20 protein-coding genes are annotated in these 24,691 nt (G+C 67.9%); 16 read left to right on the forward strand and 4 right to left on the reverse strand.

Features of this window, described 5'->3' with window-relative positions:
- Positions 1 to 19 precede the first annotated feature (19 nt).
- Both RHM57_RS06315 and RHM57_RS06320 read left to right on the forward strand, forming a co-directional pair.
- Positions 20 to 709, forward strand: a complete 690-nt coding sequence (locus tag RHM57_RS06315) for a lysophospholipid acyltransferase family protein (RefSeq protein ID WP_134446107.1) — start codon at positions 20 to 22, stop codon at positions 707 to 709.
- Between the two features lie 84 nt (positions 710 to 793).
- On the forward strand, positions 794 to 2,164 hold the full coding sequence (locus RHM57_RS06320; RefSeq protein ID WP_370295004.1) for a class II 3-deoxy-7-phosphoheptulonate synthase: 1,371 nt from the start codon (positions 794 to 796) through the stop codon (positions 2,162 to 2,164).
- Positions 2,165 to 2,393: 229 nt separating this feature from the next.
- Here RHM57_RS06320 and pknB read toward each other — a convergent pair whose 3' ends face one another.
- Positions 2,394 to 4,346: a Stk1 family PASTA domain-containing Ser/Thr kinase gene (gene pknB, locus RHM57_RS06325; protein ID WP_134446106.1), complete on the reverse strand. Its 1,953-nt coding sequence runs from the start codon at positions 4,344 to 4,346 to the stop codon at positions 2,394 to 2,396.
- Between the two features lie 60 nt (positions 4,347 to 4,406).
- On the reverse strand, positions 4,407 to 5,723 hold the full coding sequence (locus RHM57_RS06330; RefSeq protein WP_134446105.1) for a muramidase family protein: 1,317 nt from the start codon (positions 5,721 to 5,723) through the stop codon (positions 4,407 to 4,409).
- Positions 5,724 to 5,960: 237 nt separating this feature from the next.
- Here RHM57_RS06330 and RHM57_RS06335 point away from each other — a divergent pair, with 237 nt between their 5' ends.
- Complete coding sequence (locus RHM57_RS06335) at positions 5,961 to 6,302, forward strand: Rv2175c family DNA-binding protein (RefSeq protein ID WP_134446104.1); 342 nt, start codon at positions 5,961 to 5,963, stop codon at positions 6,300 to 6,302.
- Between the two features lie 203 nt (positions 6,303 to 6,505).
- Here the strand turns inward: RHM57_RS06335 and RHM57_RS06340 are convergent, their stop codons facing one another.
- Positions 6,506 to 7,945 (reverse strand): IS1182 family transposase, encoded by a 1,440-nt coding sequence (locus tag RHM57_RS06340; RefSeq protein ID WP_322189832.1) that lies wholly within the window; start codon positions 7,943 to 7,945, stop codon positions 6,506 to 6,508.
- A 230-nt stretch (positions 7,946 to 8,175) separates the two neighbouring features.
- Entirely contained in the window at positions 8,176 to 9,264 is a 1,089-nt protein-coding gene (locus RHM57_RS06345) for a polyprenyl synthetase family protein (RefSeq protein WP_134446103.1), read from the reverse strand.
- Positions 9,265 to 9,334: 70 nt separating this feature from the next.
- On the opposite strand from RHM57_RS06345, the gene RHM57_RS06350 reads away from it, so the two are divergent.
- From RHM57_RS06350 to RHM57_RS06410, 13 genes are all read left to right on the forward strand, one after another.
- Positions 9,335 to 9,745: a DUF3040 domain-containing protein gene (locus RHM57_RS06350; protein WP_134446102.1), complete on the forward strand. Its 411-nt coding sequence runs from the start codon at positions 9,335 to 9,337 to the stop codon at positions 9,743 to 9,745.
- 257 nt (positions 9,746 to 10,002) lie between these two features.
- Positions 10,003 to 10,434, forward strand: a complete 432-nt coding sequence (gene mraZ, locus RHM57_RS06355; RefSeq protein WP_134446101.1) for a division/cell wall cluster transcriptional repressor MraZ — start codon at positions 10,003 to 10,005, stop codon at positions 10,432 to 10,434.
- A gap of 98 nt (positions 10,435 to 10,532) precedes the next feature.
- The gene (rsmH, locus tag RHM57_RS06360; protein WP_322189833.1) at positions 10,533 to 11,486 is read left to right on the forward strand and encodes a 16S rRNA (cytosine(1402)-N(4))-methyltransferase RsmH; all 954 of its coding nucleotides are present in this window, start codon (positions 10,533 to 10,535) and stop codon (positions 11,484 to 11,486) included.
- Positions 11,483 to 12,136, forward strand: coding sequence for a hypothetical protein (locus RHM57_RS06365; protein ID WP_134446100.1), 654 nt, complete (start codon positions 11,483 to 11,485; stop codon positions 12,134 to 12,136). The genes rsmH and RHM57_RS06365 overlap by 4 nt, the downstream gene beginning before the upstream one ends.
- A 65-nt stretch (positions 12,137 to 12,201) precedes the next feature.
- The gene (locus RHM57_RS06370; RefSeq protein WP_241975250.1) at positions 12,202 to 13,989 is read left to right on the forward strand and encodes a peptidoglycan D,D-transpeptidase FtsI family protein; all 1,788 of its coding nucleotides are present in this window, start codon (positions 12,202 to 12,204) and stop codon (positions 13,987 to 13,989) included.
- A gap of 13 nt (positions 13,990 to 14,002) precedes the next feature.
- On the forward strand, positions 14,003 to 15,547 hold the full coding sequence (locus RHM57_RS06375) for a Mur ligase family protein (RefSeq protein WP_134446099.1): 1,545 nt from the start codon (positions 14,003 to 14,005) through the stop codon (positions 15,545 to 15,547).
- Positions 15,548 to 17,011, forward strand: a complete 1,464-nt coding sequence (locus tag RHM57_RS06380; RefSeq protein WP_134446098.1) for a UDP-N-acetylmuramoyl-tripeptide--D-alanyl-D-alanine ligase — start codon at positions 15,548 to 15,550, stop codon at positions 17,009 to 17,011.
- A complete protein-coding gene (mraY, locus tag RHM57_RS06385; protein WP_134446097.1) occupies positions 17,008 to 18,099 on the forward strand; it encodes a phospho-N-acetylmuramoyl-pentapeptide-transferase in 1,092 nt (363 codons plus the stop codon). Before RHM57_RS06380 ends, mraY begins: the two co-directional genes overlap by 4 nt.
- Before the next feature lie 2 nt (positions 18,100 to 18,101).
- Positions 18,102 to 19,646, forward strand: a complete 1,545-nt coding sequence (gene murD, locus RHM57_RS06390) for a UDP-N-acetylmuramoyl-L-alanine--D-glutamate ligase (RefSeq protein ID WP_134558367.1) — start codon at positions 18,102 to 18,104, stop codon at positions 19,644 to 19,646.
- A complete protein-coding gene (ftsW, locus tag RHM57_RS06395; protein ID WP_134446096.1) occupies positions 19,615 to 20,898 on the forward strand; it encodes a putative lipid II flippase FtsW in 1,284 nt (427 codons plus the stop codon). The genes murD and ftsW overlap by 32 nt, the downstream gene beginning before the upstream one ends.
- Positions 20,895 to 22,010: a UDP-N-acetylglucosamine--N-acetylmuramyl-(pentapeptide) pyrophosphoryl-undecaprenol N-acetylglucosamine transferase gene (locus RHM57_RS06400; protein WP_322135938.1), complete on the forward strand. Its 1,116-nt coding sequence runs from the start codon at positions 20,895 to 20,897 to the stop codon at positions 22,008 to 22,010. The genes ftsW and RHM57_RS06400 overlap by 4 nt, the downstream gene beginning before the upstream one ends.
- A gap of 63 nt (positions 22,011 to 22,073) precedes the next feature.
- Positions 22,074 to 23,480: a UDP-N-acetylmuramate--L-alanine ligase gene (gene murC, locus RHM57_RS06405; protein ID WP_134446094.1), complete on the forward strand. Its 1,407-nt coding sequence runs from the start codon at positions 22,074 to 22,076 to the stop codon at positions 23,478 to 23,480.
- Between the two features lie 9 nt (positions 23,481 to 23,489).
- Positions 23,490 to 24,641: an FtsQ-type POTRA domain-containing protein gene (locus RHM57_RS06410; RefSeq protein WP_322140786.1), complete on the forward strand. Its 1,152-nt coding sequence runs from the start codon at positions 23,490 to 23,492 to the stop codon at positions 24,639 to 24,641.
- Positions 24,642 to 24,691 lie beyond the last annotated feature (50 nt).

The raw sequence follows: 24,691 nt of genomic DNA on the forward strand, positions 1-24,691 counted from the left end.
CCCAAGAAGAGAGCGACCGATGTTCTACTGGATCATGAAAAACATTGTCGTCGGACCCCTCCTACTGGGGCTCTTCCGGCCGTGGGTGGTGGGCCTCGAGAACATTCCCAAGACAGGGGGAGTCATCCTCGCGAGCAATCACCTCTCGTTCATCGACTCGGTGTTCCTGCCGCTCGTGGTGCCGCGCCGGGTGATCTTCCTCGCCAAGAGCGAATACTTCACCGGAACCGGGCTCAAGGGCTGGGCGACGAAGCAGTTCTTCAAGGCGACCGGTCAGCTCCCCATCGACCGCTCGGGCGGCAAGGCCTCCGAGGACTCGCTCAACACTGGCCTGCGGGTCCTCTCCGGCGGCGGCGTGCTCGGCATCTACCCGGAGGGCACCCGCAGCCCCGACGCGAAGATGTACCGAGGCCGCACCGGGGTGGCCCGGATGCTCCTCGAGGCCGGGGTGCCCGTCGTTCCCGTTGCGATGATCGACACCGAGAAGGCCATGCCGACCGGCACGAGGATCCCGAAGATCCGCCGGATCGGGATCGTGATCGGAAAACCCCTCGACTTCAGCCGCTTCGAGGGGCTGGAGGGGGACAGGTTCGTGCTCCGCAGCGTGACCGACGAGCTGATGTACGAGCTCCAGGCCCTCAGCAAGCAGGAGTACGTCGACGTGTACGCCACGAGCGTGAAAGAAAAGCGCGCCAGTCTTTCGCGATAAGATCGCGTATCCCTTCCCGGCTCTTCCAGCCAGTCCCCTGGCGCGCACTCCGCGCGCCAACCAAGAGAAAACAGAGATAGTCCTGTGGTAGACACTACCGAACCCGTCGTTGTGGCCGATGAAGCTGTGATCGCCGGTCTGGACTATTGGCGCACTCTTCCCATCAAGCAGCAGCCGACGTGGCCGGACGCAGGCGCCGTCGCAGCGGCATCCGCCGAACTGTCGACGCAGCCGCCCCTGGTCTTCGCCGGCGAGGTCGACATCCTGCGCGACCGGCTCGCCCAGGCCGCCGCAGGGCACGCGTTCCTGCTCCAGGGCGGCGACTGCGCGGAGACCTTCAGCGGTGCGACCGCCGAGCAGATCCGGAACCGGGTCAAGACCGTGCTGCAGATGGCCGTCGTGCTCACCTACGGCGCCTCGATGCCCGTGATCAAGATGGGCCGGATGGCCGGCCAGTTCGCGAAGCCGCGCTCGAGCGACTTCGAGACCCGCGGCGGCGTCACCCTGCCTGCCTACCGCGGCGACATCGTCAACGGCTACGACTTCACCCCCGAATCCCGCGAGGCAGACCCTGCCCGACTGGTCAAGGGGTACCACACGGCCGCGTCGACGCTCAACCTGATCCGTGCGTTCACCCAGGGTGGTTTCGCCGACCTGCGCCAGGTGCACAGCTGGAACCAGGGCTTCGCCGCGAACCCCGCGAACCAGCGCTACGAGAAGGTGGCCAAGGAGATCGACCGGGCCATCAAGTTCATGATCGCGTGCGGTGCTGACTTCGAGGCGATGCGTCGCACCGAGTTCTACACGAGCCACGAGGGCCTGTTGATGGACTACGAGCGCCCGATGACCAGGATCGACTCCCGCACCGGAACCCCGTACAACACCTCAGCGCACTTCATCTGGATCGGTGAGCGCACCCGCGACCTCGACGGCGCCCACGTCGACTTCCTGTCCCGGGTGCGGAACCCGATCGGGGTCAAGCTCGGCCCGAGCACCTCGGCAGACGACATGCTGCGCCTCGTCGACAAGCTCGACCCGAACCGCGAGCCCGGCCGCCTCACCTTCATCACCCGGATGGGAGCAGGCAAGGTGCGCGACGCGCTCCCGCCGCTCCTCGAGGCGATCAAGGCGAGCGAGGCCAAGCCGCTCTGGATCACGGACCCGATGCACGGCAACGGCGTGACCACGCCGACCGGGTACAAGACGCGTCGTTTCGACGACGTCGTCGACGAGGTCCGCGGCTTCTTCGAGGCCCACCGCGCGGTCGGAACCCACCCGGGCGGCGTGCACGTCGAGCTCACCGGCGACGACGTCACCGAGTGCCTCGGCGGCTCGGAGCACATCGACGAGGCCGACCTCGCGACCCGCTACGAATCGCTCTGCGACCCGCGGCTCAACCACATGCAGTCCCTCGAGCTCGCCTTCCTCGTCGCCGAGGAGCTCGCAGCCCGCTGACCCGCAGGCATCCCGCCAGAGTGCCGCCGTACCCGCCGAGATCACCCGGCAGGGCGGCGGCACTCGGCGCATCCGGCGCCTCTCGAGGTCTGAGCGGATGCCGCGCTCCCGGAACAGGGACGCGCGCCCGCCGCGCCGCTGCGCGCCAGGCATGCCGGCAGCGGAACAGCGCATCTGGCGCGACGGTTGCATCGAGCGGACGCATGGTGATGGACACACGGCGCGCGAATCAGGCGGAGAAGCTGATCTTGACCTTTGACTTTGGCGGAACGAGCGTTCCCGCAGCTGGGTCCGTCTTCGTCACGATGAAGAAGGAGCCGGCCCCCGGCGTATCCGCAAAGAGGTTGTAGTCGAGCGTGAGGCCCGCTGCCTCGAGTATCTTCTTGGCGTCGGTCCAGTTCTTGCCGACGACATCCGGAATCGGGATCGGCGCGGGGCCCTTCGACGTCGTGAGCACGTAGGTGTCTCCGGCGCGGACCGGGCCGTCCTTCTGGGGAGCGGCGCTGACCACGTCTCCCTCGTCGATCGTGTCGCTGTAGACGGAGTCGCCGGTGGTGGCGAGCAGGCCCTTGTCCTTCAACAGCGACGTCGCCGTGTTCACCGACTTGCCGGAGACGTTCGGCACCGAGCCGAGCGAGGCGACGAGGTTGACCTTCATGCCTTCGAAGTACGGGCCGCCCTGGGAGACCTCGGTGCCATCGCTCTCCCGGGTCGCCGACATGACGATGCCGGCGGCGACCTCGCCGGAGAAGACCTGGTCCACCGTGCCGATCGCGGCGTTCAGCCCCGTGACAGCGGAGGACGCGGCATCCGTGGTGAGGCCGGCGAGCGGGGGAAGCGTGATCGGCTGCGGCCCCTGCGAGACGTAGAGCGTGACCGCGTTGCCCTTCTTCACGTGGCCGCCTTCGCCGGGGTCGGTGCTCGCGACCAGTCCTGCCGCAATGGTTCCGCTGTATTGCTGCGCGAGAGCGGACTGGAGTCCGAGTTCGGCGAGCTGGGCGGCGGCGGCGTCCGGGGCGACGGAGACGAGTGACGGCACCTCGACCTGTGACCCGGGGCCGCTGCCGAAGTACCAGCCGGTGCCCGTGCCGAGGCCGGCGAGCAGGAGAACGAGCGCGAAGAGCCAGTACCCGCGTACCTTGCGGCGTCGGGTCTTCGTGCTGAGGAGTTCCGCGTCCTTCGGCGGCTTCACGACGGGCGCGGGCAGCACGGTCGTCGCACCGGGGGCCTGCGCCTGCGCCGCGGCGCCGAAGATCATGGTGTCGGCATCGGCCTGGGCGGCCGCCGCACCGCTCGGCATCAGCAGGGTCTGCTGCACTCCGGTTTCGCCGTCGAAGGGGCGCATCTGCTTCTCGACGTCGAGGAGCTGGTCGAGCATGACCTTCGCGTCCCGGGGGCGCTGCTCGGGGTCCCTGGCGGTCGCCCAGCTCACGAGCTCGTCGAGTTCGTGCGGGACGGTCATGACGCGCAGGCTCGGCATCGGCACCGTGTCATTGGCGTGCTGGTATGCGATCTGCATCGGAGCCTCGCCGACGTACGGCTGTTCGCCGGTGAGCATCTCGTAGGTCATGATCCCGAGGGCGTAGATGTCGCTGCGCGCATCGGCGATACCGCGCGTGACGAGCTCGGGGGAGAGGTAGGCGATCGTGCCGAGCAGCGCCTGCCCGGTTGCGGTGTTGTTGTTCGCGGCGCGGGCGAGCCCGAAGTCGCCGATCTTGATCCGCCCGTCATCGGCGAGCAGCACGTTCTCGGGTTTCAGGTCGCGGTGCACGATGCCGGCCTTGTGCGCTGCGGCGAGGCCGGACAGCACCGCCTCGAGGATGTCGATGGTCTGTTCGCTCGTGAGGCGCCCGTAGTCCTTGAGCAGGTCGCGCAGCGTGATGCCCGGCAGGTACTCCATCACGAGGTACGCCATGTCGGCGTCCTGGCCCTGGTCGTAGACGTTGACGACGTTCGGGTGGGCGAGGCGCGCAGCCGAACGGGCCTCCTGGACGAACCGCGCCTTGAAGGCATTGTCGTCGGCAAGGTGGCCGTGCATCACCTTGAGCGCCACCCGGCGCTCGAGGCGCAGGTCGGTGGCGAGGTAAACGGTCGCCATTCCGCCACGGGCGATGCGAGAGCGCACCTGATATCGGCCGTCTATCAGACGGCCGATCATCGGATCGGCAGGACTATCGCTCACCAGTCGAGTCTAGGGAGAAGCGGGCAGATCCGCTGCTGGACACTCGCACGGCACGGCTGATCAGCCGAGTTCGGAGAGCCAGGAACGGGCAGAGGTCTCCCACTTCGCGTAGTAGTCGGGGAAGGCGGAGAGTTGTACGGCCTGCGCCGCCTGGGTGACGGAGAGTCCGTCCCAGCCGGGAATGTCGAGCAGCCCCCTGGTGACCCCGGGGTTCGGGTTTCCGGCGCCGCCGAAGAACGCCTGGCTCGCCCGGACCGGGTCCATCACCTGGTCCGGCGACCCCCACCCCTTGCCTGGGCGCTGCTGGAAGAGTCCGAGTGAGTCCCGGTCGCCGTAGTGGACGTTCCGCAGTCCCGATTCCTGGGCGGCGGCGACGAGGGCGATGACGAGGCCCTGGTCGTTCACGCCGGCCGCACGGCCGGTCGCCACGATGATCCGGGCGTTGGCGCGCATTTCGTCGGAGAGCGGCGTGACCTGGCCGAGGACGGCAGTGGGAGCCGGCCCGGGTTCGGGCGCCGGCAACGGGGTGACGGACGCCGTGGCGACCGATTCCGCCGCGGGCGCGGGGATCGAGAGCTGCTGGCCGGGGTAGATGATGCTCGACCAGCCGAGGTTGTTCGCCTGCAGGATCGCGCGGATGGACACTCCGGCGGCTGCCGCGATCGTCGAGACGGTTTCTCCCGTTGCGATCGTGTGACTCGCGCCGGGCGCGGCGGTCGTCGCGCTGACGAGCGCAACAGCCGGGGCCGCTGCTGCCGGGGCCGAACCGGTGGGAATGACGAGGGCCTGGCCCGGAAAGATGATACTCGCCCTGTCGAGGCCGTTGGCGCTCAGCACGGCCGCGACCGCGATGCCGTGCGCGGCCGCTATCCCGCTGATGGTGTCGCCCGTCACGATCGTGTAGCGCGTGAGTTCACTGGCAACCGGCGTGGGGGCAGGGGCCGCTGCCGGGGCGGCACCCTCGGCGAGGGTGAGTTGCTGGCCGGGGAAGATCTTCGTCGACCAGCTCAGCCCGTTGCTCGCGAGGACGGCAGCGGTCGAGAGCCCGAACCTGCTCGCGATGCCGCTCACGGTGTCGCCGGCGACGACCGTGTACTGGTTCGGTGCAGCCTCGGCCTGCACGCGTTGCGCAGGGGCGCTGGTCCCAGCGGATGCCGGCAGCTGCGCCGGGTTCTTGAGCGGCTTCCGGCTCAGGGAGGCTGCCTCGGCGGGCGACGCAAGATTGAGACCGATGGCGACCGTGCACGCCACGGCGAGCGGCAGGGCCGCGAAAATGCCGAGCGCGCGGGAACGGATGGCCGAGGACTTGCGGGGCCTGGCAGGGACGAGCTCGCCACTGGCCGGCGGTCGAACGATCCTGTTGGACTGTGCTGACATGACGCTCCATTCAGATTGGTCTGACACTCAGATGCTGTCGAGCCGAAAACCGCCGCCCGAGCTTGAGACTGGCTACAACCTTCACCGTGTCCACGAGCGTTAACTTGTCCACGACCTTCAACGTTTTCACACATGACTGCCGGAGTCAATCGGTATGACCCCCATCCGGGCCGCACGGAGCGCGCACCGGGGCATTCGGTGTTTGAAGTGGCCCGGGAATCATGGGAGGCTTGGAGGGTGACCGATTCGTTTTCAGATCAACCCTGGCTGACCATCCCCGACCTCGTTTCCCTGCTCGGGACCAGTCAAAGCCGGGTTCGCCAACTCATCGATGACAAGCAGCTCCTCGCGATCCGCCGGAACGGTGTGATCTCGGTGCCGGCCGCATTCGTCAAGGACGGTTCCCCGCTCCCTGAACTCCGCGGCACCCTGATCGTGCTCGCCGATGACGGCTTCACCGACGAGCAGGCCATGCAGTGGCTGCTCGAGGTCGACGACAGCCTCGGTGTCCCGCCGATCCAGGCACTTCTCGCCGGTCGTAAGGCCGAGGTCCGCCGCGTCGCCCAGGCGCTCGCCTAGGAGCGTGAGTCAGTAACGCCTATTCGGCTTTGATGCCAATGAATGCCTCCGATGTCGTCGGGTTGGGTTGGGGCGTTGCCGACGCGATCGTCGTGGGCTGGGGCTCTGTATCCGTTCGCGTGCCGATCGAAAATAGGGCCACGGCCGTGTTGACGACGCAGGGCAGGATCGCTGTCGCCCGTCAGGGCGGTCTTGCCTGGTCTTTAGGTTGCCGGGTGGGGAGCGCTTTGCGTGGCGAGGCGGGCTTTGGTTTGCAGGGTGTGGAGTTTCATTAGGTTGTGGCAGGCGGCGATCAGGTCCCACTCGTGGGCTGCTTGCTCCAACCCGCGCAGCAGCAGGAATTTTCCTTGCCTCGTGTGGATTTGACCGAACACGGGCTCCACGATCGCTTTGCGCCTGGCGTAAACGGCGCGGCCTTTCTTCGTCTTCAACTTCCGGGCCATGCGTTCCCGGAGCGTCGCATCGGCGGGGATCCGGCCCCGAGGAACCTCGGGAACACGTTCGCCATGCTTGACCCGGCCGGTCGCGATGAAGAACTCGGTCCCGCCGTCGCTGGCCGTCTCAATGGTCTTGGCGTAGTCCAGGTTCGCGGCTGAACAATACCCGGCATCGGCGAGGACCTGCCGGGGCAGAACGCCCGTCGTGGTGTGGAGTTTCTCGACCAGGGGCACGACCTGTTCAACATCCACGCCAATATTCGTCAGCGTCGTCGCGACGATGATCTGATGATCCGCATCCACGATGGCCTGCGCGTTGTAGGCGTAATGGAAGGACCCGTCAGCGGTCTTCATGATCCGCGCGTCCGGGTCGGTGAAGTTGCGTTGAGCCTTCGGATTCACGACCGCGTTCTCGGCCGCATCCTCACCCTTCGCCGTGACAGCATCGTCGTCATCGCCCTTATCCCGGGCTTTCTTCTCGGCCTCTTTCCGCGCCCGGGCGGCCGCGTCCGCCTCCAAAGCGGCGCGCGCCTCGGCCAGTTTCACGAGGCGTGATTCCCGCCTCGCGAGCTCCGGCGGCAACTCATCACCGCGTTTGTCTTTCCCGAACCGGGCATCCTCGGCCTCATCGATCGCATCGGCGTCCGCCAGGAGGGCGGAGACTTCATCGGCGAGGACTTTCTGCTTCTCCGTCAACCGGGCGTAACTCATCGCTTTGCGCCTGGACGCGTTCGCCCGGACCTTGGTGCCGTCCAACGCGACCTGCCCCAGCGACACCATCCCAGCCGCACGACACAGTTCCAACGCCTGCAAAAACACGTTCCCCAGGCTCGCGAGGTGCCGTTTCCGGAACCGGGCGATCGAGCGAAAATCCGGTGCCTGCTGCGCGGCCAACCAACGAAAAGCGACCACGTCCACACAGACCCGCTCCAACTCCCGTGACGAGCGAACCCCGACGCAATACCCGTAAAGCAGCACGCGGACCATCAGCCGAGGGTCATAAGGCGGCTGGCCCTTCGACTTCGCGTAGGACGCGTAGAACTTCTTCAGGTCAATTTGAGTTTCGACGATGTCGGCGATGAAACGAGAGAGGTGGTTCTGCGGCAGCCACTCATCCAAAGACGGTGGAACCAACATCACGGCCGCCGGCTCGAACGCCCGGAACCGCTTGTTCACGCCGGCGCCAGCCTCGACTCCGTCGTCCATGACCAGGTCAACATGTTCGAGTTCTGTCGCGGGAAACAAACCATCAAAATCGCTCATAAGCAATTTTCCCAGACCAACAACCCCAGCCCAGGAAATCCGTCGGCGTTTTAAACTTCGCCGTTACTGACCCACGCTCCTAGCCACAGGTTCGACCCCGGGCCCAGTTCACACGGCGAGCCCCTTCACAGGGCGAACCCCTCGGCTCGCCCCGCTCCCGGGTCGCCCCGGTCTCAGAACGACCGGCGCGTCACGGTTTCGGCGAGCCTCTCGAGCTGGTCCCGCATGTCGGGGGCGATCGGAGAGGCGTGGAGCGCGCCGCGCGCATCCGCGACCTGGTCCGTGATGAGCGTCTCGACGCTCTCGACGGCTCCGCTGGCCCTGATGAGTTCCTGCAGCGACAGGATCTGGGCCGCGTCGAGCCCCGGGTCTCCGAGGAGTCCGTCGAGGTACTCCCGCGCGGCCGGTTCGAGCGCGCGCCTGGCGAGTGCGATGAGCACGGTGCGCTTGCCCTCCCGCAGGTCGTCACCGCTCGGTTTGCCCGTCACGGCCGCGTCGCCGAACACTCCGAGAAGGTCGTCCCGGAGCTGGTATGCGATGCCGAGCGGAAGCCCGAAGGCGCGCAACGCGTCGAGGTGGGCCGTGTCGGCGCCCGCGAGTGCCGCCCCGATGACGAGGGGAGCCTGGACGCTGTACTTCGCGGACTTGAAGACGATGACCCGCATGGCGCGTTCGAGCAACTCCTCCTCCTGCTGCACGAGCCAGGCCCTTTCCTCGAGGATGTCGAGGTACTGACCGGCTGTCACCTCCGTGCGCATCTGGTTGAATTCGTGGCGACCGAGCCTGGCCGCCACAGGATCTGCGGAGGCCTGGAGGCCCTCGTCGAGGAGCTCGTCGCTCCACCCGAGGAGCAGGTCCCCGAGAAGGATGGCGGAGGCCCGGCCGAACTCGACAGGAGCGCCGGCCCAGCCGCCCGTGGCATGCAGGGATTCGAAGAGTTTATGGGCGGACGCCGAACCCCTGCGGGTGTCCGAATTGTCGATGATGTCGTCGTGGACGAGGGCGGCGGCATGGAAGATTTCGAGGGCGGCGGCCGCCGCGATGACCGGCGCGGAATCGAGCGCGTCCGAACCGGGGACGCTCTGCCAGCCCTGGTGGCAGAACTGGGCCCGGAAGCGCTTACCACCGCTGAGAAACTGCCGTGAGAAGTTCACCAGCGCGCTAAGATCCGGGCTGACAGTAGTCACAATTAGTTGACGGGTTTTCAGGAATTCGTCGATGCGAGTTTGAACCAGATCGACCAGTTGATTGCTTTCAGCCACCCGCCTAGCCTAGCTATCGCGGCGGGGCTAGAATTGGGATTCACCGGTGATCCTACAGAGGAGGAATAAGATGCCGCTTTCGGAACAAGAGCAGCGACTCCTTGAAGAGATGGAGCGCGGGCTCTACCACAACGACTCCGACTTCGTCGCGACCGTTGGCGGTTCATCGCTTCGCCCGAACTACCGCTCGATCGCCCTCGGCGTTCTCGCGGTCGTCGCCGGTATCGGGGGACTGATCGCCGGAGTCGCAGTGCAGCAGCTGTGGCTCGGAATCCTCGGCTTCGTCGTCATGTTCGCAGGGGTATTGCTCGCCACGTCACCGGGCAAGGCCGCCCGCAGGCTGTCGTCCTCCGGCTTCTCATCCTCCGGCACGTCACCGTCCGGGACGAGCGGGTCACGCCCGTCGGGTTCCGGCAAGTCCGGCCGCGGGTTCATGGACCGTCTCAATGACCGTTGGGATCGACGCCAGGACGGCAACTAGCCCTTCGGCTCCCATCCTCCACAGCACGACCGAAACTTCACAAAAGCAGGGCCGATCACAGATCGGCCCTTTTTTGTGCCCAAAATCGACTCTCGACCCCGCTCGCCCTTGGATTTCCCTCCACCCATCACTTAGCCTGTTCATCTGGTATTTTTCTAGAAATTTACTCGTTGATCGTGGCATTTCCCGTTTTCGTGGTCCAAAGTGGAGTAAAGTGGAGTAACACCTGAACTTGGCCGGAAGAGAAGGGGTGATGAATGTTCCTCGGGACCTATGCCCCCAAGCTCGACGACAAGGGACGCGTCATCCTCCCCGCGAAGTTCCGTGAGCAGTTGTCCACCGGCATCGTGATGACCCGCGGCCAGGAGCACTGCCTCTACGTCTTCACGACCCGGGCGTTCGAGGAACTGCACGAAAAGATCAAGCAGGCCCCGATCACGAGCAAGCAGGGCCGTGACTTCCTCCGGGTCTTCACCTCCGGAGCCAGTGCGGAAACTCCCGACAGCCAGAACCGCGTCACCATCCCCGCCAACCTCCGCAGCTATGCCGGCCTCGACCGCGAACTCACGGTGATCGGTGCGGGCGACCGTGTCGAGATCTGGGATACCGAGGCCTGGGACCTGTACCTCGCCGAACAGGAAACCTCGTTCGCCAACACCACGGAGGAGGTGATTCCGGGACTCTTCTAGAACCTGGCGCCTGACTCCCAGCCGTACGCCCTGACACACTTCCCCGGTGCCAGGACTGCCGGATGGGGATCAGGATCCAGGAACTACTCCCCGGGACCATGAACATCGACGAAATCCATACCCCCGTACTGCTCGAACGCTGTGTCGAGCTCCTCGCGCCGGCCCTGAACCAGCCCGGCGCCGTGCTCGTCGACGCGACCCTCGGCATGGCCGGGCACTCCGAGGCCTTCCTGACCCGCTTCCCAGGACTCACCCTCGTCGGCCTCGACCGTGACCTCGAGGCGCTCTCGATCGCCGAGGAGCGCCTCAAGCCGTTCCGCGACCGGATCCACCTCGTGCACACCGTCTACGACGGCATCCAGGACGCCCTCGACTCCCTCGGCATCAAAGAGGTCCAGGGCGTGTTCTTCGACCTCGGAGTCTCCTCGCTCCAGCTCGACCGGGTCGAACGCGGTTTCTCGTACTCCAAGGACGCTCCGCTCGACATGCGGATGGACAACACGAGCGACCTGACGGCGGAGCACATCCTCGCGACGTACAGCGAGTCCGAACTGCGCCGGATCTTCCACGAGTACGGCGAAGAGAAACTCGCGGCACGCTACGCCAAGGCCATCGTCGAGGCTCGGTCCACCGCCCCTCTCGTCCGCTCTGCCGAGCTCGTCGCGATCCTCACGAAGGTCACCCCCGTCGTCGTCCAGCGCACCGGACACCCGGCGAAGCGGGTCTTCCAGGCCCTGCGCATCGAGGTCAACCAGGAACTCTCCGTTCTCGAACGCGCGATCCCCGCCGCCCTCGACGCCGTCGCCGTGCACGGCCGGATCGTCGTGGAGGCCTACCAGTCGCTCGAGGACCGGATCGTCAAGAAGGCGCTCGCCCGGGCATCCACCTCGAGCGCCCCCGCCGGCCTGCCCATCGAGCTGCCGGAACACAAGCCACTGTTCACACAGTTGATCCGGGGCGCCGAACTCGCCTCGGAAGAAGAAAAGGCGAGAAACCCCCGTGCGACGTCGGTCAGACTTCGCGCCGCCGAGCGACTGAGGAGAGCCGGATGAGCGACAATCTCGCACGCGTGCTGCGACCGAACTGGGAAAGTGCCCCCCGGCACGACACCCCCGACCAGAAACCGCTGGACGCTCCGGCAGGCCAGCCAGGCTCGCGGCTTCGCCACATCGAGATCGTCGCAACGCGCAGCCAGCGCCGGGCACGACCCAAGATCGCCTTCGCCCTGTCCGCCGTCGCCGGGGTTGCGGTGATCATTGTCGCGCAGCTCCTGCTGAGCGTCGGAATCTCGCAGGGCGCGTACGAGGTGTCCCGCCTGCAGGCCAGCCAGACGGAACTCAGCCGCACCGCCGACAGCGTCACGGAGGACCTCGTCCGGGTCTCCTCCCCGCAGAGCCTCGCGGCCAACGCCGAGGCCATCGGCATGATCAGCAACTCCAACCCGGTCTACCTGCGCCTCTCCGACTCCGCAGTGCTCGGCGCCCCGAGTTCCGCAACGGGCAGTCAGGCCGGTGCGGCGAGTCTCGTGCCGAACGCGCTGCTCACCGGCGTACCTTTGGTGACACAGCCAGCCCAGGCCACCGGGCAGGGCGCGAGCGTCGCCGGCGCCGCGACGTCACCAGCCACCACGACCGCCCCGACAACCTCAACCGCCGCCGTGCCAGCCCCTGGCGCCGGACTCCCGACGCCCACGACTCGCTAGAACGCATTCCCGCACGAGCCGGGGTGCCACAACCGCGGCCCCGTCCGCAGTAAGGAACCGAAACTGTGGGTGTCAGTGCCAGGTCGACGCGCAGCGGCAAGCGCCGCATCGCGATCACGGTCGTTCTCCTCTTCGCGATCGTCGCACTCTTCGTGGTCAGGCTCGTCGACATCCAGGTCGTCCGTGCCGACACCCTCAGCGCCGATTCACTCGGCAACCGATCGGTCGAGCAGCCCATCTACGGCTCACGCGGTGACATCGTCGACGCCAACGGCGTCGTACTCGCCGGGACGGTGATGCGCTACAATATCACGCTGTCTCCCCGCAATGCCGTCGAGTTCACCCGCACAACGGCGGCGGGAGACCAGACGGTCACCGTCGCCCAGGCCGCTGCGGAGGTCGGCGCCATCACCGGTCAGACCGGAGACGCGATCCTCGCGATCATCTCTTCGTCGCTCGCCGCCAATCCCGCGTCGGATTACGCCATGGTGACCAAGGCAGTGGATGTCTCTGTGTTCCGGGCGGTCGACGCGCTCGAGATCCCGTGGATCTACTTCGAGAAGAAGCCCGGCCGGGTGTACCCGGACGGTGCGGTCGCAGGCAACCTCGTCGGATTCGTGTCGTCAGAGGGTGAAGCCCAGGCCGGCCTTGAAATCGGCCAGGACTCCTGCCTCGCGAGCACCGACGGAACGGAGACCTACGAGAAGGGCGCAGACGGCGTCCGGCTGCCGCAGAGCACCGTCACGGAGAAGGCGGCCGTCGACGGCGGAGATGTCGTGACGACGATCGACTCCGACCTGCAGTGGTTCGTCCAGCAGGCCCTGGCCAAGCAGGCCCAGGCCACCGGCGCGGCGTGGGGAACGGTCGTGGTGCAGGAGGTCAAGACCGGGAAGCTCGTCGCGGTCGCCGACTATCCCAGTGTCGACCCGAACAACGTCAACGGAACGACCAACCCCGATGACCGCGGCTCGCGCGCTTTCACGGCCTCCTTCGAACCGGGGTCGACCTTCAAGGCGCTCACCGCGGCATCCGTTCTCGATGCGGGCAAGGCCACGGTGAATACCCAGGTCGTCGCGCCCTATCGATACCTGCCGGGCAACGGCGCGAACATCAACGACAGTTCCGGTCACGCCGACCTGCACCTCACCCTCACCGGCGTGCTGATCGAATCCTCGAACACCGGTATGTCCAAGTTCGGCGAACTGCTGACCGACAAGCAGCGCTATGACTACATGACCAAGTTCGGCCTCGGCACTGCGACGGAGGCGGGGTTCCCCGCCGAAGACTCCGGAATCCTGCATCCCTACGACGAATGGGACCCCCAGACCAAGTACGCCACCATGTTCGGCCAGGGCCTGACCACGACGGCGCTCCAGATCGCGAGCATCTACCAGACCATTGCGAACAAGGGCGTCCGGTTGCCCGTCCAGCTCGTCGCCGGCTGCCGCCAGGCGGACGGCACCATGACGAATGTGCCGGCAGCAGCGGGAACCCAGGTCGTCTCGGCATCGGCCGCGCACGACACCTCGGACATGCTTGAGATGGTGTACCAGAAGGCCTGGCTGTCCAAGGTCTGGAACATTCCCGGCTACCGGGTCGCCTCGAAGACCGGAACGGCCCAGATGCCGGACGGCCACGGCGGGTACACCCACGGGTACCTTGTGTCGGTTTCCGGGTTCGCTCCCGCAGACGATCCGGAGTACGTCGTTTCGGTCAGTCTCGCCGATCCTGTTAAACTGAATTCGTCTGCAGCGCCCGCTCCGATCTTCCAGGAGGTCATGAGCCAGGTGCTGAAGAAGTACCGGGCAGTTCCATCGGGCGCTCCAGCGCCTGCCCTTCCCGGTACCTGGTAAGAAAGCGAGCCCCGTGACCGAGTTGGCACCATCGGCTCTCCGTCCTCAGCACCCGGTTGCGCGGTCGTTGTCGGGCATGGTTGATGAATTCGAACTTTTCCTGCGCGGCGACATCGAGGGTCTCGAAGTCTCCGGCGTGAGTATCTCCTCCCGTTCCGTCCAGCCGGGCGACCTGTACGTCGGCGTTCCCGGGCGAGCCTTCCACGGCGCGAGCTTCGCCGACGACGCCAGGGAGGCCGGAGCCGTCGCCATCCTGACCGATGAGGCCGGTGCGCTCGTCGCCGCCGGAAGCGGCCTGCCGATCCTCGTCACCCCGGACGCGCGCGCCGCTCTCGGCGCGGTCGCCGCCTGGATCTACCGGACCGACGAGAACCCGGCAACGCTCTTCGCAGTGACCGGAACGAATGGCAAGACGAGCGTCGTCTACCTCCTCGTCGCCATCCTGAACCAGCTCGGCGTCGTCACAGGCCTCACCTCGACCGCGGAACGCCGCATCGGCGACCTCGCCGTCGTGAGCTCGCTCACCACCCCGGAGGCCACCGAACTGCATGCCCTTCTCGCCAGGATGCGCGAAGCCGAAGTGCGCGCCGTCGCGATCGAGGTCTCCGCGCAGGCCCTCAGCAGGCACCGCGTCGACGGGCTCGTCTTCGATGTCGCAGGGTTCACCAACCTCAGCCACGACCACCTCGACGACTACGCCAGCCTCGACGAGTACTTCCAGGCCAAACTCGAACTCTTCCAGCCCGACCGGTCCCGGCGCGGCGTCATCACCGTGGACTCCGAATGGGGCCAGCGGATCGTCGCAGAGTGCCGCATCCCGGTGACGACCCTCAGCATCCATCCAGAGGTCGACGCCGACTGGCACCTCTCGATCGTGTCGGAGGACGCCCTCTACACGGAGTTCCTGCTCGAGGGGCCGGAGGGCCGCCGCCTGCAGACCCGTGTTCCGCTGATCGGCTGGTTCATGGCCGCGAACGCCGCACTGGCCATCCTGATGCTCGTCGAATCCGGCTACGACCTCGATGCCATCAATCACACCCTCGCCCGCGACGGCGGCATCGACGTCTACATCCCGGGGCGCACCGAGCGCATCTCCGGCGACCGCGGACCGCTCGTCTACATCGACTACGGTCACAGCCCGGACGCCTTCCTCAACACCCTCGCGGCCATCCGCACCTTCACGCCGGGGCGACTGTTCATGGTCTTCGGCGCCGACGGCGACCGCGACACCACCAAGCGCGCGGCCATGGGTGCCATCGCAGCCAGGGGCGCAGACGTCGTCGTCATCACCGACTTCCACCCCCGCTACGAGGACCCGGCCTCGATCAGGGCCGCCCTGATCGCCGGCGCCCGAGAGGCCGTCCCCGACGTGGAGCTCTACGAGGTCGCCGACCCGCGCACCGCCTTCCGCACCGCGCTCGGCCTCGCGGTCGAGGGCGACTCGATCCTCTACGCGGGCCCCGGCCACGAGAACTATCACGAAGTGAACGGCGTCAAGATCCCCTATTCCGCCCGCGACGATTCCCGGCTCGCGCTGCGCGAAGCGGGGTGGCAGTAGATGATCGCCCTCTCCCTCTCCGAGATCGCCGGCGCCGTCAACGGCGCCCTGCACCTCGACGGAGCCCTGAACGCCGACGGCTCGCCGACGACGCCGGCGACCGTCGTCTCCGGTGCCGTCGACACCGACTCGCGTGAGATCCGCCCCGGCGGCATCTTCGTCGCGAAGCCGGGGGAGACCACCGATGGTCACCTCTTCGCTCCTGCCGCGATCGACAACGGCGCCGCGCTCCTCATCGTCGAGCGCGCGCTCGACCTCCCCGTCGCCCAGATCATCGTCGCAGACGCGGTGGTCGCCCTCGGCGACCTCGCCACCTTCGTCGTGGCCCGCGTCCGCGCGGAGGGTCGGCTCCGGGTGATCGGCGTGACCGGGTCCAACGGAAAGACGACCACCAAGAACCTGCTGCGCGCCATCCTCGAACGCGTCGGCCCGACCGTCGCCGCCCGCGCCTCCTTCAACAACGAGGTGGGCGCGCCGATCACGATGCTCGCCGTCGACTTCGACACCCGGTTCCTCGTCGCCGAAATGGGCGCGAGCGGCATCGGCGAGATCGCCAGGCTGATCCGGATGGTCCGTCCGGACGTGGGGATCGTCCTCAAGGTCGGCCTCGCCCACGCCGGCGAATTCGGCGGAATCGAAGCGACCCTGGCCGCCAAGACCGAAATGGTCACCGACCTCCTCGCAACGGATGTCGCCGTGCTGAACGCCGACGACCCCCGCGTCGCCGGAATGCGGGCACACACCCGCGCCAGGGTGGTCTGGTTCGGCCAGGACGCCACCGGCACCTCGCGCGCACCGGACGGAACGGACTTCTCCGGCGTGCACGCGACCGGGATCGAGGTCTCGAGCAGCGGAACGACGTTCACCCTGCACCTCGCGGGCGGCGACACCCGCCCGGTGACCTTCCAGGTACTCGGAGAGCACCACGTGATGAACGCCCTCGCCGCTGCGGCCACCGCAGAGGTGCTCGGGATCGGCATCGACGACATCGTCGCGGCACTCGAATCCGTCGTCACGGCCGAACGCTGGCGGATGCAGGTGCTCGGCGGGCGTGACGGGGTCACGGTCATCAACGATGCGTACAACGCGAGCCCCGATTCGATGACGGCGGCCCTCAAGACCCTCGCCCAGATCCGGCGGCCGGGAGAACGCACCGTCGCCGTCCTCGGCGAAATGAGCGAACTCGGCGAATTCTCCGGGGACGAGCACGACCGCATCGGACTGCTCGCCGTGCGACTCAACATCTCCCAGCTCGTCGTGGTGGGACTCGCCGCCCGCCGGATGCACATCAGCACGATCAACGAGGGGTCCTGGGACGGGGAGTCGCTCTTCGTCGACGACCAGGACGACGCCTTCGCCCTCCTCACCGCGACCATCCGCCCCGGTGACACGGTGCTCGTGAAGTCGTCGAACTCCGCGGGCCTCAGGTTCCTCGGCGACCGCCTCGGGGAGTTCTTCTCATGAGAGCCCTGCTGATGTCCGGCGCGATGTCGCTCGTCTTCACGTTGTCCCTGACCCCGCTGTTCATCCGGCTCTTCCACAAGCTCGGCTGGGGACAGTTCATTCGCGATGACGGCCCGAAGAGCCACCACGCCAAGCGCGGCACCGCGACCATGGGTGGCATCGTCATCATCCTCGGCACCCTGATCAGCTACTTCCTTGCGATGTGGCTCACGGGCACCCCGATCACGGCGTCCCCGTTGCTCGTGCTGTTCATGATGGTCGGACTCGGGCTCGTCGGATTCCTCGACGACTTCATCAAGACCCGGAACCAGCGCAGCCTCGGCCTCGGCGGCTGGCAGAAGATCAGCGGGCAGGTGCTCGTCGCCGGCGTCTTCGCCGTTCTCGCGCTGCAGTTCCCGAACAGGCACGGCCTCACCCCGGCATCCACCAAGATCTCACTGTTGCGCGACCTGCCCCTCGACTTCATGAAGCTCGGGACCATCGTCGGGATCGCCCTGTTCATCGTCTGGATCTGCTTCCTCGTCGCCGCGACCTCCAACGGAGTGAACGTGACGGACGGCCTCGACGGGCTCGCGACCGGGTCATCGATCCTCGCCATCGGGGCGTACATCGTGATCGGCTTCTGGCAGTCCAACCAGGCCAGGTACGGGGGAGCGGATATCGGCGACCTCTACCGTTCCTACAACGTGCGCGACCCCCTCGACCTCGCCATCGTCGCCGCAGCGATCGTCGGCGGCCTGATCGGCTTCCTGTGGTGGAACACCTCACCCGCCAAGATCTTCCTCGGCGACACCGGGTCCCTCGCCATCGGCGGGGCGCTGGCCGCACTCGCGATCCTCAGCCGCACCGAGCTCCTGCTCGTGCTCCTCGGCGGCCTGTTCGTGATCGAAGCCGGCTCCGTGATCGTCCAGAGGGCGTACTTCAAGGTCACCCGGGGCAAACGGATCTTCCTGATGAGCCCGATCCACCACCACTTCGAGCTCAAGGGCTGGGCAGAGGTCACCGTCGTCGTCAGGTTCTGGATCGTCGGCGGACTCCTCGTCGCGGCGGGCGTCGGCTCGTTCTACCTCGAATGGCTGACCGCATGATGATGAGCAACAACCCATACGACACTCACTCTGGCCATCGCCGCCTCGACGGCCTCATCAGCTGGCACGCCGACTGGACCGGGCTCCGGGTCGCCGTCCTCGGCCTTGGCGTGACCGGCTTCGCCGCGGCGGACACCCTCGCCGAACTCGGCGCGGACGTCCTCGTCGTCGCCGGTAACGCCCCGGACGACCGGGCCAGGCTCCTCGGCGTGATCGGCGCCGGGCTCGTCCAGGCCGACCTGAGCGAAGTCCCCGCTGAACTCGCCGCCCACCGTCCGGAACTCCTCGTCGTCAGCCCCGGCTTCCACCCCGACCACCCGCTGCTGCTCTGGGCCGCTGCAGCCGGAATCCCCGTCTGGGGCGACATCGAACTGGCCTGGCGCCTGCGCGACAAGGTCGGCGCCCCGGCAGAGTGGATCCTCGTCACGGGCACCAACGGCAAGACCACGACCGTGCAGCTGACCGCGACGATCCTCGCCGCAGCAGGCCACCGGGTCGCCCCCTGCGGCAACATCGGCGTGCCCGTCCTCGACGCCGTCCGCGACCCGCTCGGCTGGGACGTGCTCGTCGTCGAACTCTCGAGCTACCAGCTGCACCACCTGCCACGCACCGGGCCGGGCGCCCTCGTGCCGTGGGCGAGCGTCTGCCTGAACATCGCGGACGACCACCTCGACTGGCACGGCTCCGCTGCCGCCTACCGCGAGGCAAAAGCCACCGTCTACGCCAACACCAAGATCGCGTGCGTCTACAACAAGGACGACGAGGCCACCCGCACGATGGTCGAGGACGCCGAAGTCCGCGAGGGCGCCCGCGCCATCGGCTTCGGCCTCGGCGTCCCCGGTCCGAGCGACCTCGGCGTCGTCGACGGCATCCTCTGCGACCGCGCCTTCCTCGAGGAACGCTTCGACACCGCGATCGAACTGACCACCGTGCCCGAGCTCCGCGCCCGCGGCCTCGGCGCCGCCCACCTCGTGGCCGACATCCTCGCCGCGAGTGCCCTCGCGCGGTCCTTCGACGTCGACGCACCGATCATCCATGACGTGCTCGAGACCTTCCAGCTCGACGAACACCGCATCGAGATCGTGGCAGACGCAGCGGGCATCCGCTGGATCGACGACTCGAAGGCCACGAACCCGCACGCAGCGGATGCGTCGCTCGCCGCGTTCGACTCCGTGGTCTGGCTCGTCGGCGGCCTGCTCAAGGGCGTCGACATCGACCACCTCGTCAGCACCCACGTGCCCCGGCTCCGGGGCGCCGTCATCATCGGCGTCGATCGGGACGCCCTGCGGGCGGCATTCCTGCGACACGCCCCCGGGTTGCCCGTATTCGAGATCGATGCCGCTGACACTGGACAGGTGATGCCGAACGCCGTCGCTGCCGCGGCAGGCATCGCCGAGTCAGGTGACGTCGTGCTGCTCGCACCGGCGGCGGCATCGATGGACCAGTTCTCCGACTACGCAGCACGCGGCCGCCTCTTCGCGGAAGCCGTTCACGATTATCTGGGAGGTGAGGCGGATGGCGAGACTGCCCCTGGCTCGAACGCCTAGGACCGCAGCCCCCCACCAGCCGGCGCCCGAGGCGCACAACCCCGCCACCCGCATCCATCTCGGACGCGTGTTCAAGGCGGAATCGACGAGCTACTTCCTGCTGCTCGGAACGACCCTCTTCCTCGTCGCCTTCGGCCTGGTGATGGTGCTGTCCTCATCGTCGGTCGACTCCTACCTCGAGAACGCAGGCTTCTTCGGCACCGTGCTCCGCCAGGGCGGCTTCGCGGCCGTGGGTGTCCCGCTGATGCTCTTCGTCAGCCGGATGCCGATCAAGTTCTGGCAGCGGGTGGCCTGGCCGACCCTGATCATCGCGTGCCTGCTGCAGTGCCTCGTCGTCTTCACCCCGCTCGGCATCACCGTCGCAGGGAACACGAACTGGCTGTCCCTCGGCGGGGTCCAGTTCCAGCCGTCCGAGGCGATCAAGCTCGCGCTCGTCATCTGGCTCGGCATGATCCTCTCCCAGAAGCAGGACCTGCTCGACGACTGGCGCCACGTCTACATTCCCGTGTTCGGCGTCGGCGGCGGATCGATCATGCTCGTACTGATCGGCGGCGACCTCGGAACCGTCATCATCATGGCCGGAATCCTCTTCGGCGCGCTCTTCTTCGCGGGCGTCCGGCTGCGGATGCTCGCGCTCCCGCTCCTGGTCGGCACGGTCGCGGGCGTGCTCGTCGCCGTCTCGAGCTCCAACCGGATGACCCGCATCCTCTCCTTCCTTAACACCGGCTGCGACGACCACACCGGAACGATCTCCGCGGCGTGCTGGCAGCCGCTGCACGGCACCTGGGCACTCGCCAACGGCGGGATCTTCGGCGTCGGACTCGGCAACTCCAAGGCCAAATGGTCCTGGCTGCCCGCTGCGGACAACGACTACATCTTCGCGATCATCGGCGAGGAGCTCGGCCTGATCGGCGCCATCGTCGTGCTCGGCATGTTCATCCTGCTCGCGTTCGCCTTCCTGCGGATCATGCGCTCGAGCACGAGCGTGCAGGCGCGCGTGTCGACGGCCGCCGTGATGGTCTGGGTCATCGGCCAGGCGCTCGTCAACATCGGTGTCGTCCTCGGCGTCTTCCCCGTCCTCGGCGTCCCGCTTCCGCTCGTCTCCGCGGGCGGCACAGCCCTGCTCTCGACCCTGATCGCGATCGGCATCGTGCTGTCCTTCGCCCGCGCGCACCCCGATCCGGCCGGGCGCACCCCCGGCGGAACCGAGCACCCGGCGGCACGGCCCGGACCGAGACGGGTGTCCGAGTGACCACGTACCTCCTGGCCGGCGGCGGGACCGCCGGCCATGTCAACCCCCTGCTCGCGGTCGCCGATGCGATCCGCGCGCGCGAACCCGACGCGGTCATGATCGTGCTCGGCACCAGGGAAGGCCTCGAGGCCCGCCTGGTACCCGCACGCGGCTACGAGCTGATCTTCGTGCCACGGCTGCCGTTCCCGCGCCGCCCGAACCGCGCCGCCGTGCTCTTCCTGCCCCGGTTCAACCGCGCCGTCAGCGACCTCGCCGCCGTGCTCCGTGCCAGGAAGGTCGACGTCGTCGTGGGCTTCGGCGGCTACGTCTCGACGCCGGCCTACCTCGCGGCCCGCCGGGCGGGCATCCCGATCGCCATCCACGAGGCGAACTTCCGCGCGGGACTCGCGAACCGCCTCGGGGCCTGGCTGACCACCCGGGTCGGCGTCGTGTTCCCCGGAACCCGGATCCGCCACGGCCGGGTCGTGGGAATGCCGCTGCGGCCGGAGATCCAGAACCTCGACCGCCCCGGTGTCCGGGCGGAGGCGCTGCGCTTCTTCGACCTCGACCCCGGCAGGCCGACCCTCCTCGTCACGGGAGGGTCCCTCGGCGCGCGCCGCCTCAACGGCACGGCCGTGCAGTCAGCATCGGCGCTGGTCGCGGCCGGCTGGCAGGTGCTGCACATCACCGGGCAGAAGTCCGAGGTCCCCGACCCGGCCATCGACCACTACCGGATGATCGAGTACTGCGACCGGATGGACCTCGCCCTCGCGAGCGCGGACTTCGCCGTCTCCCGGGCAGGGGCCGGGACGGTCTGCGAGCTCAGCGCGCTCGGCATCCCCGCCGTCTACGTGCCCTACCCGGTCGGAAACGGGGAACAGCGCTTCAACGCGGCCTCCGTCGTCGCCGCGGGTGGCGGGATCATCGTCGACGACGCGGCCTTCCTGCCCGCCTGGGTCGCTGACGAGCTCGTGCCGCTCCTCACCGACCGGCCGCGCGTGCGCAGGATGGGGGAGCTCGCGGCATCCGTCGGAGGCCGCGACGGCGCCGAGCGGATGGCGGACCTCGTCAGCGATGCCCTCGGCCACCCACACGGCGGCGTCAATCCGGCAATCCCTGGCGCCGACGCGTAACGTAGAGGCCGCACCACACCCGATTTCGACACTGAGATTCGACACTGAGAAGAGCGGCACCACGTGATCAAGCCCGACCTGAACCTCGTCATTCCTGCGGACCTGGGAACGGTACATTTCGTCGGCATCGGCGGTTCCGGAATGAGCGGCATCGCGCGGCTCTTCCTTGCGGCCGGCCACACCGTGACCGGCTCCGACGTGCGCGAGTCCGCGAACGTGCTCGCCCTGCGCGAGCTCGGAGCGCGGATCAGCATCGGCCACGCCGCGGAGAATGTCGGGGATGCCGATTCCCTCGTCGTCACCGGGGCGCTCTGGCAGGACAACCCCGAGTACGTCCTCGCCCTCGAGCGCGGCCTCCCGGTGCTGCACCGGGCCCAGGCGCTCGCCTGGCTGATCCAGAAGCACCGCCTCGTCTCCGTCGCCGGCGCACACGGCAAGACCACGTCGACCGGGATGATCGTCACGGGCCTGCTCGGCATCGGCAAGCACCCGAGCTTCGTCAACGGCGGAGTGATCGAGTCCCTCGGCGTCTCGGCGGGCGCGGGAACCGATGACCTGTTCGTTGTCGAGGCCGACGAATCCGACGGGTCCTTCCTGCTGTACAACACGGCCATCGCGCTCGTGACGAACGTCGATCCGGACCACCTCGACCACTACGGGTCCCTCGAAGCTTTCGAGGCCGCCTTCGTGCAGTTCTCCCACGCAGCCACCGAGCTCGTCGTGATCTCCGCAGACGACCCCGGCGCGGTCCGGGTCACCCGGAGCCTCACCGGCCAGAAGGTCGTCACCTTCGGCGAGGCCGCCGACGCGACCGTGCGCGTGCACTCCGTCGTGACGGATGGTCCCGTGAGCTTCTCCGTCTCGTATGCGGGCCAGGACTACTCAGCGACCCTGCGGATCCCCGGCAGGCACAACGCGATCAACGCGGCAGGCGCCTTCGCCGTGCTCGTCGGACTCGGCTGCGACCCCGCAGCGTCGCTCGCGGCCATTGCCACCTTCGGAGGCACCCAGCGCCGCTTCGAACTGCACGGCACCGTGAACGGCGTCAGTGTCTACGACGACTACGCCCACCACCCGACGGAGGTCGCGGCCGCGCTCACCGCGGCACGGACCGTCGTCGGGACCGGGCGCATCATCGCCGTGCACCAGCCGCACCTGTACAGCCGCACTCGCCTCTTCGCGCAGGAGTTCGCGGACACCCTCGAACGCACCGCTGACCAGACGGTCGTGCTCGGCGTCTACGGCGCCCGCGAGGATCCCGAACCCGGCGTGACCGGCGCCCTGGTCTCCGGAAAGTTCCACGACGCATCCAAGGTCGCCTACGTGCCCGACTGGCAGGAGGCCGCCGACTACGTTGCGCGCATCGCCAGACCCGGCGACTTCGTCGTCACACTCGGCTGCGGTGACGTCTACCGGATCGTCCCCCAGCTGCTCGAATCGCTCGGCGACCGCGTCCAGGCCCAGGGATAGCACGGGGGAATGAGGCGACCAGAGGGCTTCGACCGGCCGGAGCAGCCGCCCACCAGGGACGGCGCCGCGCCCAGCGCTGCCACACCCGGCGGCCGGGGAACGAAGCGTTCGTCGCGCCGCCCCGCGGACACCGCGACTCCCGCCGGCGGCCGGGGAACGACCGACGGCACCAGCACCGAACCCATCACGGTCCCGAAACGCCGGCCAGAGCAGCCGCACCTCGCCTCCGTCTCGCCTCTGCACTCGTCAGGAGCGCAGCAGGCCGAACCCGTCACCGAGCCGATCACGACGGTGCCGGCGCGGTCACCGGGCGCACGGCCGCCGAAGGGGCGGGCGTCTGACGCAAAGACGGAGACCGCCGGTACGGCAGGGGAGGACGCAGAGCCCGCGCTGACCCCCGCAACGGCCCGGCGCAAGTTCCGCGCCGCCCGACGTGCACGCAAGCGTTACGAACGCGAGGAGGTGCGCCGCTTCACCTGGCGCTCGCGCCGCCGCCGCACGGCCTGGCTCGTCGCGCTCGGTACCGTGGCCGCTCTCCTCGGGTTCGTTCTCATCGGGACGTACTCGCCGCTGATGGCGCTCCGCACGATCGAGGTCGTCGGGACCAGCCGGATCTCCGCCGACCAGGTCACCGCCGCGCTCGGCGACCAGCTCGGTACCCCGCTGCCCCTCGTGGACTTCGCGCGGATTCGCGAGGACCTCGGTACGTTCCCGCTGATCCAGAGCTACGTGACCGAGAGCAGGCCGCCGGACACCCTCGTGGTGCGGATCGTCGAACGGACGCCCGTCGGCACGGTCGTCGTCCCCGGCGGGTTCAACCTCGTCGATGCCGCGGGCGTCGTGATCCAGAACGGCCCTGCACGCCTGGCCGGCTATCCCGTGATCGACGCGCGGGCCGGCGTCGGCAGCGCCGGGTTCCAGGCCGCGACGGCCGTCATCGCTGCCGTCCCGGATGCCGTCCGCCAGCAGCTCGACACGGTCACGGCGGCGACCACCGACGACGTGACCCTGGTCCTGACCGGTGGGGCCCGGGTGGTGTGGGGGAGTGCGGAGCGATCGGAGTACAAGGCCGTCGTGCTCGCCGCGCTCATCGTGAGCCACCCCGTCGGCACCGTCAAGGAATACGACGTCTCTTCTCCGGACAGCGCCGTCCTCCGCTGATCCGCGGGCCATCCGCCGGCCGGGGAACCGAGTCGTCCCGCCACGCGTAA

The sequence above is a fragment of the Cryobacterium sp. 10S3 genome (assembly GCF_034344045.1).
Taxonomy (GTDB): domain Bacteria; phylum Actinomycetota; class Actinomycetes; order Actinomycetales; family Microbacteriaceae; genus Cryobacterium; species Cryobacterium glucosi.